19 protein-coding genes are annotated in these 18,307 nt (G+C 66.8%); 4 read left to right on the top strand and 15 right to left on the bottom strand.

Annotation, left to right across the window (positions count from 1 at the left end; translation table 11 throughout):
• Nucleotides 1–61: 61 nt before the first annotated feature.
• The 3 genes from AC3WW4_RS12180 to AC3WW4_RS12170 are packed head-to-tail and all read right to left on the bottom strand — an operon-like array spanning nt 62 to nt 2,685.
• Nucleotides 62–835: an ABC transporter permease gene (locus AC3WW4_RS12180; protein WP_488828748.1), complete on the bottom strand. Its 774-nt coding sequence runs from the start codon at nt 833–835 to the stop codon at nt 62–64.
• A complete protein-coding gene (locus AC3WW4_RS12175; RefSeq protein ID WP_488828746.1) occupies nt 832–1,671 on the bottom strand; it encodes an ABC transporter ATP-binding protein in 840 nt (279 codons plus the stop codon). Before AC3WW4_RS12175 ends, AC3WW4_RS12180 begins: the two co-directional genes overlap by 4 nt.
• A gap of 30 nt (nt 1,672–1,701) precedes the next feature.
• Nucleotides 1,702–2,685, bottom strand: coding sequence for an ABC transporter substrate-binding protein (locus AC3WW4_RS12170; protein WP_488829747.1), 984 nt, complete (start codon nt 2,683–2,685; stop codon nt 1,702–1,704).
• A gap of 225 nt (nt 2,686–2,910) precedes the next feature.
• Here AC3WW4_RS12170 and asd point away from each other — a divergent pair, with 225 nt between their 5' ends.
• Nucleotides 2,911–3,756 carry an archaetidylserine decarboxylase gene (asd, locus tag AC3WW4_RS12165; protein ID WP_488828744.1) on the top strand — a complete coding sequence of 282 codons (846 nt, stop codon included), beginning with the start codon at nt 2,911–2,913 and terminating at the stop codon, nt 3,754–3,756.
• Between the two features lie 2 nt (nt 3,757–3,758).
• Here asd and AC3WW4_RS12160 read toward each other — a convergent pair whose 3' ends face one another.
• Entirely contained in the window at nt 3,759–4,550 is a 792-nt protein-coding gene (locus tag AC3WW4_RS12160; RefSeq protein WP_300153229.1) for an alpha/beta fold hydrolase, read from the bottom strand.
• A 90-nt stretch (nt 4,551–4,640) separates the two neighbouring features.
• Here AC3WW4_RS12160 and AC3WW4_RS12155 point away from each other — a divergent pair, with 90 nt between their 5' ends.
• Nucleotides 4,641–5,138 carry a flavodoxin family protein gene (locus AC3WW4_RS12155; protein WP_488828742.1) on the top strand — a complete coding sequence of 166 codons (498 nt, stop codon included), beginning with the start codon at nt 4,641–4,643 and terminating at the stop codon, nt 5,136–5,138.
• Nucleotides 5,139–5,153: 15 nt separating this feature from the next.
• On the opposite strand, the gene AC3WW4_RS12150 is transcribed toward AC3WW4_RS12155, so the two are convergent.
• The 10 genes from AC3WW4_RS12150 to AC3WW4_RS12105 form a co-directional block, all read right to left on the bottom strand.
• Nucleotides 5,154–5,468 carry a BON domain-containing protein gene (locus AC3WW4_RS12150; protein WP_488828740.1) on the bottom strand — a complete coding sequence of 105 codons (315 nt, stop codon included), beginning with the start codon at nt 5,466–5,468 and terminating at the stop codon, nt 5,154–5,156.
• Nucleotides 5,469–5,597: 129 nt separating this feature from the next.
• Nucleotides 5,598–6,539, bottom strand: coding sequence for a pseudouridine synthase (locus AC3WW4_RS12145; RefSeq protein ID WP_488828738.1), 942 nt, complete (start codon nt 6,537–6,539; stop codon nt 5,598–5,600).
• On the bottom strand, nt 6,520–7,911 hold the full coding sequence (gene yjjJ, locus AC3WW4_RS12140) for a type II toxin-antitoxin system HipA family toxin YjjJ (protein WP_488828736.1): 1,392 nt from the start codon (nt 7,909–7,911) through the stop codon (nt 6,520–6,522). The genes AC3WW4_RS12145 and yjjJ overlap by 20 nt, the downstream gene beginning before the upstream one ends.
• Nucleotides 7,912–8,008: 97 nt before the next feature.
• Nucleotides 8,009–8,869, bottom strand: a complete 861-nt coding sequence (gene trhO / locus AC3WW4_RS12135; RefSeq protein WP_488828734.1) for an oxygen-dependent tRNA uridine(34) hydroxylase TrhO — start codon at nt 8,867–8,869, stop codon at nt 8,009–8,011.
• A gap of 11 nt (nt 8,870–8,880) precedes the next feature.
• Complete coding sequence (locus AC3WW4_RS12130; RefSeq protein ID WP_488828732.1) at nt 8,881–10,104, bottom strand: MFS transporter; 1,224 nt, start codon at nt 10,102–10,104, stop codon at nt 8,881–8,883.
• Nucleotides 10,105–10,216: 112 nt separating this feature from the next.
• Nucleotides 10,217–11,365: a GGDEF domain-containing protein gene (locus AC3WW4_RS12125; RefSeq protein WP_488828730.1), complete on the bottom strand. Its 1,149-nt coding sequence runs from the start codon at nt 11,363–11,365 to the stop codon at nt 10,217–10,219.
• A 73-nt stretch (nt 11,366–11,438) separates the two neighbouring features.
• Complete coding sequence (locus tag AC3WW4_RS12120; RefSeq protein ID WP_488828728.1) at nt 11,439–12,737, bottom strand: M20 family metallopeptidase; 1,299 nt, start codon at nt 12,735–12,737, stop codon at nt 11,439–11,441.
• A 2-nt stretch (nt 12,738–12,739) separates the two neighbouring features.
• Nucleotides 12,740–14,545: a 2-oxo-4-hydroxy-4-carboxy-5-ureidoimidazoline decarboxylase gene (gene uraD, locus AC3WW4_RS12115; RefSeq protein ID WP_488828726.1), complete on the bottom strand. Its 1,806-nt coding sequence runs from the start codon at nt 14,543–14,545 to the stop codon at nt 12,740–12,742.
• A 5-nt stretch (nt 14,546–14,550) separates the two neighbouring features.
• Nucleotides 14,551–15,489: an allantoinase PuuE gene (puuE, locus tag AC3WW4_RS12110; protein ID WP_488828724.1), complete on the bottom strand. Its 939-nt coding sequence runs from the start codon at nt 15,487–15,489 to the stop codon at nt 14,551–14,553.
• A 4-nt stretch (nt 15,490–15,493) separates the two neighbouring features.
• Nucleotides 15,494–16,171, bottom strand: a complete 678-nt coding sequence (locus tag AC3WW4_RS12105) for a GntR family transcriptional regulator (protein WP_488829746.1) — start codon at nt 16,169–16,171, stop codon at nt 15,494–15,496.
• 215 nt (nt 16,172–16,386) lie between these two features.
• Here AC3WW4_RS12105 and uraH point away from each other — a divergent pair, with 215 nt between their 5' ends.
• Both uraH and AC3WW4_RS12095 read left to right on the top strand, forming a co-directional pair.
• Nucleotides 16,387–16,806, top strand: a complete 420-nt coding sequence (uraH, locus tag AC3WW4_RS12100) for a hydroxyisourate hydrolase (protein ID WP_488828723.1) — start codon at nt 16,387–16,389, stop codon at nt 16,804–16,806.
• 29 nt (nt 16,807–16,835) lie between these two features.
• Nucleotides 16,836–18,044, top strand: a complete 1,209-nt coding sequence (locus AC3WW4_RS12095; protein ID WP_488829745.1) for a urate hydroxylase PuuD — start codon at nt 16,836–16,838, stop codon at nt 18,042–18,044.
• Here AC3WW4_RS12095 and AC3WW4_RS12090 read toward each other — a convergent pair.
• Nucleotides 18,028–18,264: a DUF1289 domain-containing protein gene (locus AC3WW4_RS12090; RefSeq protein ID WP_488828721.1), complete on the bottom strand. Its 237-nt coding sequence runs from the start codon at nt 18,262–18,264 to the stop codon at nt 18,028–18,030. The genes AC3WW4_RS12095 and AC3WW4_RS12090 overlap by 17 nt on opposite strands.
• Between the last annotated feature and the right edge of the window lie 43 nt (nt 18,265–18,307).

The raw sequence follows: 18,307 nt of genomic DNA, 5'->3' as shown, positions 1-18,307 counted from the left end.
AGGCGGGAATCAGGTGTTTGGCGAGGCCTGGCTCACGCCTTGATACCTTGAGGTGCGCTGTTCAATGGTTCTGGCTGCCGCGGTGTGCCCAGGCGGTGGTGCGGGTTTCGACCACGGAGAACAGCTCGTACATGATCATGGCCATGGCGCCGATGACGACCAGTCCGGCGAAGGCCAGGCCCATCTGCATGGACGAGCCAGCGCTGATGAGCAGGTAGCCGATGCCTTCGTTGGCGGCGGTCATCTCCGACACCGTGGTGCCCACGAAGGCCAGGGTGATGGCGACCTTGAGTGAGCCGTAGAAGTAGGGCAGGGAGCGCGGCAGGCCGACCTTCATCAGCACATCCCAGCGCTTGGCGCCCAGCACGCGCAGCACGTCTTCCAGCTCCGGCTCCAGGGTGGCCAGGCCGGTGGCGATGTTGACCATGATCGGAAAGAAGCTGATGAGGAAGGCGGTGAGGATGGCCGGGCCGGGGCCAATGCCGAACCACACGACGAGGATGGGGACGAAGGCCGCTTTGGGCAGGGCGTTGAAGGCGGTCATCAGCGGGTAGACGGCGGCGTAGGCCAGGCGCGAGCTGCCGATGAGGAAGCCCAGCAGCACGCCGACCACGATGGCGATGGCGAAGCCGGCCAGGGTCACCCACAGGGTGCGCCAGGCGTGGCGAAGGATTTCGCTGTGGAACTCAACCAGTTGGGATGCGATGCGGGCGGGGCTGGGGAAGATGAACTCGGAGACGTTGAGGGCCGAGCACAGCACCTGCCAGAGGATGAGCACGCCTAGCAGCAGCACCCAGGGCGCCCAGCGGGCTTGTTGTTTGGCGCTGAGTTTCATTGCGCGATCTCCCCGGCGGTTTGAATGTGGGACTGGATGGTGGCGGGCTTGCGCATGGCGCCGATGTGGGCGCGCAACTCGTGCACGATGCCGGTGAACTCGGGGGTGTAGGTCACTTCCAGATCGCGGGGGCGGGGCAGTTCGATCTCGCGCTTGGCGAGGATGCGGCCCGGGCTCTTGCTCATCACATACACGGTGTCGGCCAGGAAGACGGCTTCGCGCAGGTCGTGGGTGACGAGGATGACGTTGAACTTCTGCACCGCCTGCAGGTCGCGCAGGGCGCACCACAGCTCTTCGCGGGTGAAGGCGTCGAGCGCGCCAAAGGGCTCATCAAGCAGCAGCATCTTGGGCTCGTGGATCAGGGCGCGGCAGATGCTGGCGCGCTGCTGCATGCCGCCCGAGAGCTCCCAGGGGAACTTGTCTTCGTAGCCGCCCAGCCCCACGCTTTCGAGCAGGGCGCGGGCCTTGGCCGCGTATTCCTTGCGCTTGGCCTTGAAGCTGGCGCGGAAGGGTTCGACGATCTCCAGCGGCAAGAGCACGTTGTCGAGCGTGGTGCGCCAGGGCAGCAGCGACGGGGCCTGGAAGGCCATGCCGGTGATCTTGAGCGGACCGGTCACGGGCTCGCCCCCGATCGTGATGTGGCCCTTGGTGGGCTGCTTCAAGCCGGTGGTCAGCTTCATGAAGGTGGACTTGCCGCACCCGGAGGGGCCGACGATGGCCACGAACTCGCCCTCATCGATCTGCAGGTTCAGATCCTCGACGGCGAACTGTCCTTGGGCCCACAACGCGTCGTTGTAGGCCAGCCAGACATTTTGAAAATCAACAAAGGCGGTCATGGCCCCTCCTCAGGTACAGCGTGCGCGGGTTTACTTCTTGGGGGGCAGGACGTTGAGGTCGGCAGCCGAGGGCAGGTAGGCAGAGGTCCAGACGGCGTCGGCATTGACGCGGGTCTTGGTGGCGAAGGCGTCGCCCACTTGCGAGGCCATCAGTGCCAGGCGCGGCAGCTTGACCTGACCGAAGCCTTCGGCGCGGGCGTCCGGGCTGGCGATGACCTGGTCGATGGCCATCTTCAGGCGGCGCTTTTCCAGCTCGACGTTGATGATGCCGTCGCGGGCCTTGACGTGTTCGATGGCGGCGTCGGGGTTGGCCAGGACTTCCTTGGTGCCTTTGGCGAAGGCCTTGAGGAAGGCTCTGACGGCGGCGGGGTTCTCTTTGAGGATCTTGGGCGAGGCAATGATGGCGTTGCCGTACAGCTTCACGCCGTGCAAGGCGTAGGGGAACATCACCACATCGCCGGCCTTGGCGCCGCGCGCTTCGAGGTTGAGCAGGCTGGTGAAGGAGAAGCCGGTGATGGCGTCGACGTCACCGCGCACGAGCATGGTTTCGCGCAGCGGCGGGTCCATGCTGACCCAGGTGGCGCCGTTGACCTTGTTGGCCTTGGCGAAGATGGGCCAGGCTTTGCGACCGGCATCGAACACGGGGGCACCCAGCTTCTTGCCCGCCAGATCGGCCGGGGTCTGGATGCCGGACTTCTTGAGGGCGAACACGGCGGCCGGCGTGTTGTTGTAGACCATCATGATGGCCACGGGCTTGTTGGGCGCGTCGGGGTTGTTGGCGTGGAACTCCATCAGGGCGGCGATGTCGGCCAGGCCCAGGTCGTAGGAGCCCGAGGCGACGCGGGTGACGGTGCCGCCCGAGCCGTTGCCGGCGTCCACGGTCACGTCCAGGCCGGCTTGTTTGAAGTAGCCCTTGGCCACCGGCTGCAGGAACAGGGCAGAGGGGCCTTCGAAGCGCCAGTCGAGTTGGAACTTGATGGGCGTTTGGGCATGCACCGTGGTGGGGAGGCTCATGCCCCAGCTGAGTGCGGCGGCCGAGGCCACGGTGGCGAGCAGGGTGCGACGGGGGCGGGACGAGACGGTCATGGGGCAGACTCCAGCGAGTGACAAAACTGTATACAGTCCTGTCAGCGAGATTCGTGCCAGTTCATTTCAGGGGGATCGGCCTTGCGGCTGTCGTCGTGGCAGCGGTGCGGGCCGCCTAGAATGCGACCCTTGTCGTTTGAACGGGGTGGACGCGTGTCGGATCGTCTTTTTGTCTTGTCTCAGTACGTGCTGCCCAAGCACGCCTTGACCGCATTGGCCGGCGTGGGCGCTTCGGCGCGCGGTGGTGCGCTGACCACGCGTTTCATCCGCTGGTTTGTGGGCCGCTATGGCGTGAACATGGCCGAGGCGGCCAACCCGGACATCGCCAGCTACCCCACGTTCAACGAGTTCTTCTCGCGGGCCTTGAAGCCGGGGGCGCGTCCGCTGGCCGATGCCGACCTGATCAGCCCGGTGGATGGGGCGATCAGCCAGTTCGGGCCGATTCGACGTGATCAGATCTTCCAGGCCAAAGGACACGATTACTCGACCACCACGCTGGTTGGCGGCGATACCCAGTTGGCACAGCGGTTCGACGATGGGCATTTTGCGACGCTGTACCTGAGCCCCAAGGACTATCACCGCATCCACATGCCCTGCGATGGGCGCCTGACGCGCATGATTTATGTGCCGGGCGACCTGTTCTCGGTGAACCCGGCGACCGCCCGGGGCGTGCCCGGCCTGTTCGCGCGCAACGAGCGGGTGGTGTGCGTGTTCGAGTCGAAACAGGGGCCGTTTGTGCTGACGCTGGTGGGCGCCACCATTGTGGGCAGCATGGCCACCGTGTGGCACGGCGTGGTGAACCCGCCGCGCAGCAAGCAGGTGCGCGAATGGCGCTACGACGACCAGCAGATCACCTTCAAGAAGGGCGACGAGATGGGGCGCTTCCTGCTGGGCTCGACCGTGGTGATGCTGTTCCCCAAGGGCGATTTGCGCTTCAACCCGGCGTGGGCACCGACGGGTGCGATCCGCATGGGTGAGGCGATGGCGCAGCGGGGCTGAGTTCAGTAGACCTCGACCGGGTCCTGCAGGATGAAGAGGCAGTCGTCGGGGTGGCTGTTGACCATGGCGTGGCTGGCGTCTTCGATGTCGTAGCGACTGCTGATCGGCAGTTCGCTGTCGAGGTGGTTGGCGATGGCGTGTGCCACCTCGTTGGAGCGCGTGCCGCAGACGATGCGCGTGGGGATCTCCAGTTGCGCCAGTTCGTCGCGCGTGTGGCGGATCTGGGTGCACAGGTCCCAGTGGCGCAGGTTGTTGGCGGTGAGCGGCGCCATCATGTCTTTGACGAAGGCAGGCAGGGCCTCGAACTCGTTGCCACCACCCCAGAAGTCGATGACCTGGCCGCAGGCGTAGGGCACCTGGTTGGCCGCGTCCTGACGGTATCGCTGCAGGAAGGCATCGACCTGGGCCTGCATGTCGGCGTCGCCCATGGTGTCGAGCACCCAGGTGGCGACCGGTTCGAACAGGGTCAGCTCATGGATGGGCAGGGAGCCTTTGAGGGCCTGGGACAGGGCCACCACGCCGCCATACGAGTGGCCGACCAGGTGAATGGGCTCGTCGGTGAGCGAGCGCACCACGTCTTCGATGAGCTTCAGCTCGGTCTCGATGGTGGGGGCGTCAAAGTCTTGCGGATCGGGCGTGCCGCAGTGGCCCGGCAGCTTGATGGCAATGCAGGTGTGGCGAGCCGACAGCTGCTCGATCATCTTCTTCCAGGTGGACGTGGTGGCGTAGGAGCCGTGCACGAAGACGATGGGCGAGCCGGAGCCGGTGAGCTGGTAGTGGTCGGACAAGGGCATGGGGCAGGAACGATCGGGGGGCGAAATGGCGAATCTGAACCTTTGAGTCTATGCTGTGAGCATGCCTGCAGCCAAGCTCCCCAGCACACCATGTCTGTGAAGACTTTGTTGATCGTGTACCACTCGTTGACCGATGGCACGCGCCAGATGGCCGAGGCTGCGCGCGCAGGCGCGGCTGCGGAAGGCGAGGTGGCGGTGCGGTTGCTGCATGCCTCGCAGGCGGGGCCGGACGATGTGCTGGCGGCCGACGGCTTGATCTTTGCGACGCCGGAGAACTTGGCGGCCATCAGTGGGCAGTTGAAGGATTTTTTTGACCGCAGTTACTACCCGGTGCTCGATCGGGTCAATGGCCGGCCGTATGCCAGCCTGATCTGCGCGGGCAGTGATGGGCACAACGCGGCGCGGCAGATCGAGCGGATTGCCACGGGGTGGCGGCTGAAGGCTGTGGCCGAGCCGCTGATCGTGTGCACGCATGCGCAGACGCCGGAGGCCATTCTGGCGCCCAAGCAGATTGCGCCCGAGGCGCTGGAACGCTGTCGGGCGCTGGGTGAAGCGATGGCCGCAGGGCTGGCGCTGGGGGTGTTTTGACGGCCTGGGTGTGGTTCAGGGGCGGACCACGATGGCGTTGACCACGCTGGCCGCGCCAGGGGTGTGACGCGCGAGCGCCTCGGCGCGGTCTTTCTCGGCAGCGCTCTTGGCAAAGCCGGACAACTGCACCACGCCCTTGAGGGTTTCGACGCCGATCGACATGGCGCTGACGGTCGGGTCTTCGGCAAACTTGGTTTTGACTCGCGCGGTCACCGTGGCATCGTCGACATACTGTCCGACCGTGGATTGTTCGCGGGTGACGGAGCAGCCGGCCACGCCCAAAGCCAGCAAACCAGACAGCAGCAGCGCGGACATCTCGGGATGTTTCATCTGAGCCTCCTTCGGTTGGGTCAAGAACGCCGACCATAGGCCCATTCGGTATGACATTCAAGTTGGCGAGGGATACACCTGCTGGCAATGGGGCGGTGGTCGCCGGTCGGGGCGGGCGCCGGGGGCAGGTCAGTCGGCCAGCGTGTCGACAATGTCCAAGCTCAGACGGCGCGGGCTTTCAAAGGTGCGTTCCTGCCCCGTGACGGGGTCGGTGAAGGACAGGGTGCGGGCCAGCAATTGCAGCGGGCGGCTGAAGTCGGGCGCGACCTCGGGCGGCAGGGCCGGTTGCAGCTCCGGGTAGATCTGGTCGTGCAGGATGGGGATGTCGAGCGCGTTGAGGTGGGCGCGCAACTGGTGTTTCTGGCCGGTAACGGGCAGCAGGCGATACTGGCCCCAGTGGCCGCGCCGGTCGATCAGCTCGATGGCGGTCTCTGCGTTGGGTTCACCGTCGACCTCGTGCATGGCCATGAAGCGTTCGCTTTCGGCCAGACGGCTGCGGCGGACCATGGGCAGACTCAGGTCGGCACGCCACGGGGCGATGGCCTCGTAGGTCTTGCGCACGGCCTTGTCGCGGAACAGGGCCTGGTAGGCGTGACGGGTGTGCGGCTGGATGGTGAACGCGACCAGGCCGGCGGTTTCTCGATCGATGCGGTGCATGGGCACCAGGGTGTCGATGCCGAGCTTGCGCTTGAGGCGCACCAGCAGCGTCTCTTGCAGGTAACGGCCCTTGGGCGTGACGGGCAGGAAATGCGGCTTGTCGGCCACGACCAGGAACTCGTCCTGAAAGACCACGGCTTCTTCGAAGGGTACCGGGTGCTCGAAGGGCAAGGCGCGCCAGTAGTAGAGCTTGGTCTGCGGGCGATACGGCGCATCAGGCTGTACAGGCTGGCCTTGCAGGTCGAGTACCTCGCCCTGGCGCATGCGCTGAGCCCAGTCCGCGCGCAGCACCGCCGGGATGCGCTCGGTCAGGAAGTCGAGCACCGTGGCCCAGGGGCCGCTGGGCAGCGCCACGGTGCTGGGGCTGACGCCCTGGCGCGTGGGCGGGGTGTAGTCAGACTTGGGGCGCGACATGCTCAAGGGTGCGCGCGTTGGCCTCGCACAGTTGGCGGAAGGGTGCGCTGATGCGAGGGTCGGCCGAGGTAGTGCGCCAGAAGGTCAGCGCGGCCGCACAGGCTGTTTGCCAAGCCTTGCGCTGCGGGGGCAAGGGCCAGTCGGGTTGAAAGATGCGAGGCGGCACTTCGCCTCCGGGCAAGGGGGCGTACATCATGGGCAGCATGTCGTAAGCGGGCGCCAGTTGCAGCGTGGGGCCGGGTACAAAGCTCAGGTTGCCCAGGTGCATGTCGGTGTTGCCGATCAGGCGGCCGAACCACCACAACACGGTGACGCGTTCGGCATCCTGTGGGGACAGCAACTTGAGCGCGACCAGGCGCGCGGCGAGCAAGGGCCATTCGGTGCTGCGATCGCCCAGAAAGGCGCCTTGCAGGCTGTCCAGGCTGCTCAGGCGGCTGCGGCCCCATTCGCCGTGCCGGTCGAAACGCTCCAACTCCAGGAAGGTGCGGCCGGCGTGTTGCACGATGCGGCTGCGGGCGCTGTGCAAGCCGGGCAGCGTGGCGGCATGGGTGAGGGCGAGGTGCTCGCACACCAGCAAATCAGACCAGCGTGTGACGGCGGGTGAGGCGTCGGCCCCGGAGAACTTCACCAGCACATGCGGGGTGAGGCTGCCGGGCAGGGTGCGGCGTGCGGCGAACTTCGGAAACTCGCCTGCTGCGCTGGAGCCGGCCACGCCGCTGGCCAGGGCGTCTTCGGCCAGTTGCGCATAGGCGGGCCCGATGGCGGCGGCGTCCAACGGAGCGGGGAGGTCTTGATGAGCTTGCTGCCACAGCGCGCAGGCGGTCTCGCCCAGGATCAGGTTGCCGCTGAGGTCGTGGCCGCGCTGACGCAGCACGTGGAGGATGTCGTCGTCCCCCCATTCGTTGGGCGCGGCGGGGACGCCCAACTGGTGGTGCTCGGCCCGGGCGAACTGGCGGCCCATGTACCCTTGGGGGCGCATGTCGTAGAGCGGGTAGGGCAGGCCGTCCCACCAGCCGTCGCGGGCTTCGTCAGGCAGGGGCCACGGTGCGTGGTCGGGGGGCAGGCTCAGGTGCAGGCAGCTACCCTGGGGGTGAAGGGCAGCCAGCGTGCCGATGGGCTCGATGCGCCCCTCGCGGCTGACCTCGTACAGCGGCAGGTCGTGCAGGTCGCCACGCAGGGGGCGGCGCAGCGCGTAGCGGGTGCGGCGAGCCTTGCCGGCGCTCACGATGTGCGCGGCCTGCTCCTGCAAGAGCCGGTGCAAAGTGGGCACGCTCACGCCCAACTGCGTGGCCAGATCGGGCCCGCTGATACCGGGGTGTCGGCCCAGCACGCTGGGCAGTTGATCGCGTGCCGCTTGCAAAAGGGGGCGCATGGCAGAGACTGTGGTGCAAGTTTTGAAATGATTATTGAGAGGATTCTATGCGTTTAAGCGTAGAAAAATCAATCACTTGCAATCAGTGTCTGCTAAGTTATGAGGGCTTTCGGTTGGGCTTCGGGTGGGCCGAATCCAGGCGGTACGCCCGCTCCAGCCGCCAGGCTTCGTCTGGGCTGTCGTTGTAGACCTGGTCGGCGGTGGTGGCCGTTTCCTGCAGTGTGGTGTCGATGGCGATGCGGTTGTCGAACACGAAGCACTCGCCTTGCCAGTCGCGCTCGGCGTCGGGCAGGGACTGGAAGAAGTTGAGGATGCCGCCTTCCAGCTGGTACACGTCCAGCCCCAGGTTCTCCATCCACATGCCGGTTTTCTCGCAGCGGATGCCGCCAGTGCAGTACATCGCGACCTTCTTGCCTTCGGCCTTCCACTGGTCGGCGTGGGCCTGCACATAGCTGGGAAAGTCGCGGAAGTTGTCGACCTGGGGGTCGATGGCATCGCGAAAGCGGCCCAGGCGGTACTCGAAGCTGTTGCGGTTGTCGATGACGACGACGTTGTCCTGAGCCATCAGATCGCGCCAGGCCTGGGGGCTGAGGTGGCGGCTGCGGTCAGGATTGGGCGCGACGCCGGTGACGCCGGGCACGCCCAGGGCCACGATCTCGTCCTTTTTGTGCACGCGCACTTTCCAGAACGGGGGGGTGTCGCAGGCACTGTGCTTGAAGCTGATGTGTTGGAAATGGCCGTCCAGACGCGGGTCGGTGCGCAGAGCCTGCTCGAACGCGGCGATGCGCTCGGCCGAGGCGGCCAGCGCGCCGCTGATGCCCTCGCGCGCGACGAGCACACTGCCCGTCAAGGGCTCGACCAGTTCGCGCACGATGGCAACCACCGCATCGGGGTCGGCCAAGTCGGCGAACTGATAGAACGAGGTGTGGACGAGGGCTTCGGTGGGCGTGTCTGGCATGGGCGCGATTATCAGGGCGTGCGGGGCGCCGCGCTGGCGGGCGGGCCTTTGCTGTCCAAGGGGCGCAGGCTGATCGCCAAGCCGAGGGCGATCAGCATGAGGGTGCCACCCAAGGCCGCCACGCCAGGCCAATGGCCGTACTCCCAGAACCAGCCGCCCACCGAGCCCATGGTGCTGGAGCCTGTGTAGTAGGTGAGCAGGTACAGCGAGGAGGCGTGTCCCTTGGCGCCTTGGGCTAGGCGGCCCACCCAGGCGCTGGCCACGGCATGGGCAATGAAGAATCCCGCGGTGAGCACCACCACCCCGAGCAGCAACACGGCCAGATGCGCGTGCAGGGTCAAGGCCAGGCCCAGCAGCATGCACGCGATGCCGATGATGAGGACCGGCGCGCGTCCGTGGCGGTCGGCCAGGCCGCCGGCCACCGACGAGGACACGATGCCAAAGATGTTGGCCATGAAGATGATGCCGATCTGCGTCTGGCTGAGCAGATAGGGCGCCTCCATGAGGTGGAAGCCCACGTAGTTGTAGATGGTGACGAAGCAGCCCATCACCGTGAAGCTCATGAGGAACAGGCGCGGCAGGCCCGGCTGGCGCAGGTGAGCACCCCACAGACCGAGGTGGTGGCGCAGGCCTTGAGGCGGGCGTGGTGTGAAGTTGCGCGACGCGGGCAGCAGCGCGATGAAGCCCACGGCCGTCAGCAGGTTGATGATGCCCAGCACCAGCATGGCCGCGTGCCAGTCAAAGTATTCGCTGAGGCCTGCTGCGGCCACACGCCCGACCAGGCCACCCACGCCGGTGCCGGCCACATACAGGCCCATGGCCATGCCCAGGCCGCGGTGGTCGATTTCTTCGGCCAGGTAGGCCATGGCCACCGCGGGCACGCCGCCCAGCACCAGACCCGTCAAGGCGCGTGAGGCCAGTAAGGTGTGCCAGTCGGGGACGAGGCCGGCGACGATGTTGAGCACCGAGGCCAGTACCATTGATGTGCCCATCAGCAACCGGCGTTTGACGCTGGACGAGATGATGGCCGCGACCAGAATCGCAAAGGCCAGCAGGCTGGTGGACAGGGACATGGCCAGCGAGCTTTCGGCCGGGCTGACCTGGAAGGTCTTGGCGAAGGCGGGCAGCAGGGGCTGGACGCAGTACAGCAGCGAGAAGGTGGCAAAGCCGGCCAGGAACAGCGCCAGGTTGGCGCGCAGGTAGGCCGGGGTACCGCGTTGGATGGCAGAAGGCATGGTCGGACGACATTGTGCCGGGCGCTGGGCGAGCGCGGGGCGCGCGACCTGGATCACCGTACTGCGGCCGTGGGGTGTCGGCGCCAGAGTTGGCCGAACAGCAGAGGGTCGTTCAGGCCGCCACGCGCATGCGGTTGGCACCAGCTTCTTGCGCAGACTGCAAGGCGGTGCGCGCGCGGGCGATCAGCTCGTCGGCGTCATCGCGTGGGTTGGGCATGCCGCACCACAGGCCCATGCTGATGCTCAGCGGCAGCACATCGGCGCCCGTGCCCTGGGCGGGCGCGTCCAGCATGGACTCGCGCAGGGCGCGCAGCACGTGACGGGCACCGGGCGTGGGGGTGTTGGGCAGGAGCAGCAGGAAGGCGTGCGGGCCATAGCGGCCCACGCTGTCGGAACGGCGGATGCGTTCGGCCAGGTGGGCGGCGGTGTGCTGCAGCGCTTCGTCCACCATGGCTTGGCCTTGCCGGGCTCGCAAGGAAGCGAGCTGGTCGATCTCGATGAGGACGACCCCCAGTGGGGAGCCGGAGCGGCGCGCCTGCTCCACTTCCGAGGCGCAGCGCTCCGCAATGGCCGGGTGGTTGGCAATGCCCGTCAAGGGGTCACGCAGCGCCAGACGCTGCAGTGCCGTCTCGCGGTCTTCGCGCGACATGAGCAGCAGCGCGCACGCGGGCATAAAGGCCAGGATCAGCTCGCTGGCCAGGCGCCAGGCTTCCGCCCCGGTGAGCGCGAGCGGCTCCGACGTCGGCAGACTGCCCAGCAGAACGTCACCACCATGCAAGGCGTTCATCAGCAAGCCCAGGCCGGCCCCCAGCATCAGCAGGCGGTGCATCTGGCCGTGCTCAGGGGCGAGGCGCTGGCTCCAGATCAGCAGCACCAGGCATTGCACGATGAGCACCGCGTCGTGGGACAGGGCGCGCGCCGTGGGCAGGTCGGCCAGGAACACCATGAGCACGCCCATCAGGGCGGGCATCACCGTCAGATTCTGCCAAGGGGCGGCGCGGGCCTGCAGGTGCAGCAAAGCCCAGGTGTAGGCCGACAGGGCGACGGCTTGCCCTACGGGGGCGGCGACGTCGGTCAGCCAGTCAGGCGTGAGGCCCATTCCGGCTGCGCAGGCAAAGGCCAGTGCGCTGGCCAGCAGACCCAGGCCGGTGGCGGGCAGCGCGTCGCGCCGCGGGCGCAGACTGGCCATCCCGACGCTCAAGGCGAGGATCAGCGCGATCAGGGCGGCGGCGGCGGCCAGGCTGGGGGTGTGCAAAGGCATGTCACCCAGTGTAGCGACATGGCCCGGGGCTGAGATGGGCCCAGACCGGGGGTTCACGCGGGCGCGCGCGCCGTCAGTGCAGCAGATCGAACAAGGTGCGCGCGACCACCTTGGTGGCCTTGCGCAGGTCATCGAGCACCAGGTGCTCGTCGGCGCGCTTGGCGTTGGACTCGAACACGGTGCGTGGGCCGGCGCCGTAGATCACGGCGGGGATGCCTTGCGCGCAGTACAGGCGCACGTCGGTGTAGAGCGGGGTGCCGCAGGTGGGGATGGGTTGGCCGAAGACCGCCTCGCCATGCTGCTGGATGGCCTGCACCAGGGGCGCATTGCCCGGCAGTGGCTGCAGAGAATGGGCCAGCAGCAGGCGTTTGATGTCGATGCGGATGCCGGGGGCGGTGGCGGCGGCTTCGGTGATGACGCGTCGGATGCTTGCTTCGACCTCGGCGGGGTTCTCCTCGGGGATCATGCGGCGGTCGAGCTTGAAGACGACCTTGCCGGGCACGACGTTGGTGTTGGTACCGCCTTCGATGCGGCCCACGTTCAGGTAGGGGTGGGTGATGCCGGGCACCTGCGAGGTGATGCTCTGGTAGAGCGTGTTCTGGGCATACAGAGCGCTGAGGATGGCGACGGCGCCTTGCAAGGCATCGACCCCGGTGTGCGGGATGGCGGCGTGCGCCATCTGGCCGTGCACCGTGACCTCCATCTGCAGGCAGCCGTTGTGGGCGGTGACCACCTCGTAGCTGAAACCGGCGGCGATCAGCAGGTCGGGCTTGGTCAGGCCCTGGCTGAGCAGCCAGCCGGGGCCCAGTTCGCCGCCGAACTCTTCGTCGTAGGTGAAGTGCAGCTCGACGGCGCCCTTCAACGAGGGCGCATCGGGGCGTTGCTGCAGGGCTTCCAGTGCACGCAGGGCGAAGCTGTAGGTGGCAAAGTCGCTCTTGCTGACGGCGGCGGCGCGGCCGTAGAGCTTGCCATCGACCACCTCGCCACCGTAAGGGGTGTGGGTCCAGCCTTCGCCGGGGGGCACCACGTCGCCGTGGGCGTTCAGGGCCACGGTGCGCCCGCCTTCACCCAGGCGGCGTCGCACGATCAGGTTGGTGAGGCTTTGCAGGCCATAGGCGTGCACCTGCTCGCTGGGCACGGCATGTCGCTCGGCCTGCCAGCCAAAGGTGGACAGGAGCTCGGCGGTGCGTTCGGCGTGCGGTGCGTTGTTGCCGGGCGGGGTGTCGGTGGGTACCTGCACCAGGGCCTGCAGAAAGCGCACCTCTTCGTCGAAGTGGGCGTCGATCCACTGGTCCAGCGCGGCATAGGTCGCATCCGAGGCGGTGGGGGCTGCGGCGTCCTGCCGGGCGGAGAGGTCAGAGGGTGAGGCCATGGTCAGATCGCGTCGAGCAGGTGCATGAAGGCGTCCACGCAAAGTTGGGCGTCGTCGTTGGTGATGGTTTCCAGCGGGTTGTGGCTGATACCGTCGTGCCCGCCGCGTACAAAGAGCATGGCCTGTGGCATCACCTGGTGCAGCTTCATGGCATCGTGTCCGGCCCCGCTGGGCAGGTGAAACACGGGCAGGCCCAGGCTGCTGACTGCTGCTTCCCAGCGGGCTCGCCAGGCTGGGTCAGACGGGGCTGCGGCCGCTTGCAGGTTCTGAATGAGCTCGATCTCCACGCCCCGACGGCGCGTGACGGTGTACACAAAGGCATCCACGTCTTCCACCAACTCGTCGCGCTGGCGGTCGGTGGGCGCACGCAGGTCGAGGGTGAACTGGCAGCGGCCCGGCACCACGTTGACCGAGCCTTGCGGGACCTGCATTACCCCCACGGTGCCCACGGAGGGGCCATGCGGCGAGTCTTGATCCTGCAGGGCGCGGCGCTCGGTGTAGAGGGCAATCTCGGCCACGGCGAGGGCGGCGTCCTGGCGCATGGCCATGGGCGTGGTGCCCGCGTGGCAGGCCACGCCGGTGGCCTCGCCGGTGAAGCGGGCGCTGCCGTTGATGCCGGTGACGATGCCCAGCGGTAGGTCACGTGCGTTGAGCACGGGGCCTTGTTCGATGTGCACTTCGACAAAGCCCAGGTAGCGGGCCGGGTCGCGTTTGAGGGCGGTGATGTCTTCCATCTTGGCGCTGAGCCCCGCATCTTTCATGGCCTGGCGCAGGGTGATGCCCTGGGCATCGGCGAGGTCGAGCCAGCCGGGCTGGAAGTCGCCCACCAGGGCGCTGGAGCCCAGGAAGGTGGCAGGGAAGCGCTGGCCTTCTTCTTCGGCAAAGGCGACCACTTCGATGCCGTAGCGCAGGCGCCGACCCGATCGGAACAAGGTCTGCACGCACATCATGGGCACGAGGATGCCCAGGCGACCGTCGTAGCGGCCACCATTGCGCACGGTGTCATAGTGTGAGCCCATGAGCAGGCGCGCAGCGGTGGGCTCGCTGCCGTGGTACACGCCCACCACATTGCCGACCGCATCGAGCTTGACCTCGTCAAAGCCACAGGCACGCATCCAGATCTGCAACTGGGTGGCGGCTGACTGGTGGGCGGGCGTCAGGTACGTGAGGGTCAGTGGCGGGCGCTCGTCCACGCCGTTGCTGCCTTGGCCTTCGGTGTGCGCAGCCAGGGCGTCGGCCCAGTCGAGGATCTGGTTGCCCTCGGCCGGCAGCACGCCGAACTTGTCGTTCAGACGGATTTCGGCGATGCGGTGGATGTTGCGCAGGCATTCGGCGCGTTCGGCGTCGGGCTGGGCCTGCAGGCGGCGCGCGAAGGTGGCGATGATCTGCGTGCGGCTCAGGCCGGTGCCGTGGGGGCCGCGCACGGCCAGGATGAAGGGCCAGCCGAACCGAGCCTTGTATTCGGCGTTGAGCTGCTGCAGGCGGGCGAATTCGTCCGGGGTGCAGTGCGTGAGCCCGGCCTGGCTTTGCTCGTTGGTGGACTCGGCGGTGAGCTGACCCGCCACCGCGGCTTTGCCGGCCAGTTCGGGGTGGGCGCGGATCAGGTCAAGCTGCTGGTCGACGCTGGCTTCGCGCACGGTCTGTGCCAGGGCGTGTTTCAGGTGCGCCAGGCTCTGAAATGGGCGCTGGGCCCAGGTGGCCTCGGCAATCCAGGGCGAATGCTCGTAGATGCCTTCGAGCAGGGCGGTGAAGGTAGGCTGGTCAGCGTCGTTGAGCTGAGCCAGCGTGAGGTTGGGGATGACCAGCATGGATGTCAGGCTTGGTAAGGGTGAACGGCTTGCCAGTGCCGGGCGATGTCGATGCGGCGGCACACCCAGACGTGCTCGTGGCGGGCCACATGGTCCAGGAAGCGCTGAAAGGCTCGGAAGCGACCGGGGCGACCCAGCAGGCGGCAGTGCATGCCCACGCTCATCATCTTGGGGGCGTTGTCGCCATCGGGGTCGCCTTCGGCATAGAGCAGGTCGAAGGTGTCTTTCAGATAGGTGAAAAAATCCTCGCCCTGCGCATAGCCCTGGGGCAGCGCAAAGCGCATGTCGTTCACATCCAGCGTGTAGGGCACGATGAGGTGGGGCACGGTCTGGCCATCGGTGCGTTGCACGGTGGTCCAGAAGGGCAGGTCGTCACCGTAGTAGTCGCTGTCGTACACGAAGCCACCGTCATCGGCCACCAGGCGGCGGGTGTTGGGGCTGTCGCGGCCGGTGTACCAACCCAGCGGGCGCTGGCCGGTGAGCTCTTCGATGATTTGCATGCCGATGCGCATGTGCTCGCGCTCGGTGGCCTCGTCCAGCTGCTGGTAGTGGATCCAGCGCCAGCCGTGGCAGGCGATTTCGTGGCCCAACTCGACGAAGGCGCGGGTCAGCTCGGGGTGGCGTTGCAGGGCCATGCTCACGCCAAACACCGTCAGCGGCCAGCCGCGCTTTTCAAACTCGCGCAGGATGCGCCACACGCCCACGCGCGAGCCGTATTCGTAGATCGACTCCATGCTCAGGTGTCGGTCGGCGAAGGCGGGCGGGTTGGCCATTTCGCTGAGGAACTGCTCGCTGCCAGCATCGCCATGCAGCACGCAGTTCTCGCCGCCTTCTTCATAGTTCAGCACGAACTGCACGGCAATGCGTGCGCCGTTCGGCCATTGCGCATGGGGCGGGGTGCGGCCGTAGCCGATCAGGTCGCGGGCGTAGAAGACGTTGCTCATGGCATCAGTGGGCTGGAGACGCAGGAGGCGAGGCGCGTCCCGGCGTGCGAGGGTGTTCGGTCAGTTGGCGTTCCACCGTGGCGAGGTGGTCGTGCAGCAATTGCACGGCGCGGTCGGCATCCCGCGCTTCGATGGCCTGCAGGATGTCGACGTGCTCGGCGTTCGAGGTTTCGGCGTCGTCGGCAGACTGGTACATCAGCGAGATCAGCGAGCAGCGCGACACCAACTCCTGCATCAGGTCGGTCAGCACCTGGTTGCCCAGGACCTGTGCGAGCTTGACGTGGAAGTCGAAGAGCAGCTTGGTGCGGGTGGGCACGTCGATGCGTTGCACGGCCTCGCGCTCGGCCTGGATGTGGGCGTGCAGTTCACGCAGGTCGGCCGCGGTGATGCGGGCGATCAGCTCGCGCAGCATCTGCGACTCGACCATGCGGCGCACGGCGAAGACCTCGCGCGCTTCCTGGATGGAGGGGGCGGCCACGAAGGCCCCGCGTGCGGGCTCGAGCTTGACCAGCTTCAACTCGGACAGGCGGTACAGCGCCTGCCTCACGATGGTGCGTGACACCCCGAAACGGTCACCCAGCTTTTGTTCGACCAGCTTGGTGCCGGGTTGCAGGCGATGCTCCACGATGGCGCGCGTCACCGACAGCACGATCTGCTCGGTGCTGGAGGTGTCGGCATCCAGATGCTCAGCGGTGTCCGCGACCACGTCGGTCGCGATGGCGTCCACATCGACCTTGCGCTGCTTGGGCGCCCGGCGTGTTGGCACGACAGGTGCATCAGGTGGCTTGCGTGCGTCACTCATCATGGTTAAAGTGTATACAGTTTTGCAAACGCTGTGCAAGATGTCGATGCCGCACTTGCCATCCTGGCCGCACACGGTCTCATCGTTGCCCCATCATGACCCAGTCCACCTCTCCTGACTCCGTGACGCCGCCGCCTACCGGCGGACGCCTGACCACCCATGTGCTCGACACTGTGCACGGCGCTCCTGCCGCCGGCATGGCCATCGCCTTGTTTGTACGCGACGACACAACTGGCGGCGCAGGCAGCCCCACCTGGCGGTTGCTGCGCGAGGTGGTGACCAATGCCGATGGGCGCGTGGATGGCCCCATGCTGGCTGGTGCGGACTTGCGCCCTGGCGTGTACCGACTGGTGTTTGAGGTCGAACGCTATTTCCGTGCCAAGGGCGTGGCCTTGCCCACGCCGGCCTTTCTGAGCCAGGTGCCGTTGGAGTTCGGCCTGGCCGATGCCCAGGCCCATTACCACGTGCCCTTGCTGGTCAGCCCCTGGGCCTATTCCACCTACCGTGGCAGCTGAAAGAGACCGACATGCTTGAAGCCAGCCCTTTGCTGACCTACGCCCTCGATTGGGTGAACCTGCTGCTGCGCTGGACGCATGTGATCGTGGCGATCGCATGGGCCGGCGCCTCGTTCTACTTCGTCTGGCTGGACAACCACCTGACCCCGCCCACCGACCCCAAGCTGAAGGAGCAGGGCGTGAGTGGCGAGTTGTGGGCCGTGCACGGCGGTGGTTTCTACAACCCGCAGAAGTACCTCGGGGCCCCCAAGGCGCTGCCCAAGCACCTGCACTGGTTCTATTGGGAGAGTTACTCCACCTGGCTCACGGGCTTTGCCCTGTTCACGGTGATGTACCTGTTCAACGCCGGCACCTTCCTGATCGACAAGAGTCGCTTTGACTGGTCGCCCGTGGTGGCCGCCCACACGGCGGTGGGCTTTCTGGTGGGCTTCTGGCTGATCTACGACGTGCTGTGCCGCACGGTGGGCCGACGCCCGGGCAGTGAGCGCTTGTTGGGGGCGCTGGTGGCTGCTGTGATCGTGGGCGCCAGTTGGCTGGCTTGCCAGCTGTTCGCCGGGCGCGCGGCCTTTTTGCTGGTGGGGGCCATGGTGGCCACGGCCATGAGCGCCAATGTGTTCTTCTGGATCATTCCGGGGCAGCGCAAGGTGGTGGCCGCCATGCAGGCCGGCCAGCCGGTCGACCCGGTGCACGGTCAGCGCGGCAAGCAGCGCAGCGTGCACAACACCTACTTCACCTTGCCGGTGCTGTTTGCGATGTTGAGCAACCACTATGGCTGGGCCTACAGCCATGCCCACAACTGGCTGGTGCTGGCGCTGATCATGCTGGCGGGGGCCTTGATCCGCCAGTTCTTTGTGGCACGCCACAAGACGGAAATGGCCGGCCAGCGTGCGCCCTGGGGCTGGGCGATTGCCAGCGTGAGCATCTTGCTGGGCGTGGCGGTGTGGCTGGCACCATCGCCTGCCACCTCATCTGCAGCGACGTCACCGGTTCCGACCGAAACACCCGCGCAGCGCCTGGCCTTGGCCCAGGAGGTGATCCATCAGCGCTGCCTGATGTGCCACAACGCCCAACTGGCCAGCAAGGGCGTGCGCCTGGACAGCCCCGAGGCCCTGAACCAGCACGCGCAGGCCGTGTACCAGCAGGCCGTGGTGCTCAAAGCCATGCCGCTGAACAACGCCACGCAGATCACCGACGCCGAGCGCGCGGTGCTAGCGCGCTGGTTCAGGTCCCTGCCTTGAGCACAGGCAGTTGAAGGCGGGCGGCGGCGGACTCAATGCAGGCCCGCTTGGCCGGGACGCTCATGCGCTGCCAGCCCGCAATGTCATCCACCGTGCGGCCGCATGAGGCGCACAGCGCGGTGAAGGGCTCGCCCTTGTCCAGCCGACGGTGGACCACCCGGCATTGCCGGATGCAGGGGCTGGCGGGCTCGTCGCTCGGTGCGAGCTGGGTCGTGGGCACAGTGAAGATCGCTTACGTGTCACAAAAAGAAAAGCCCACCCAT

The sequence above is a fragment of the Aquabacterium sp. TM01 genome, assembly GCF_057808345.1.
The sequence above is the reverse complement of the archived record's forward strand: the minus strand, read 5'-3'. Positions and strand labels throughout refer to the sequence as shown.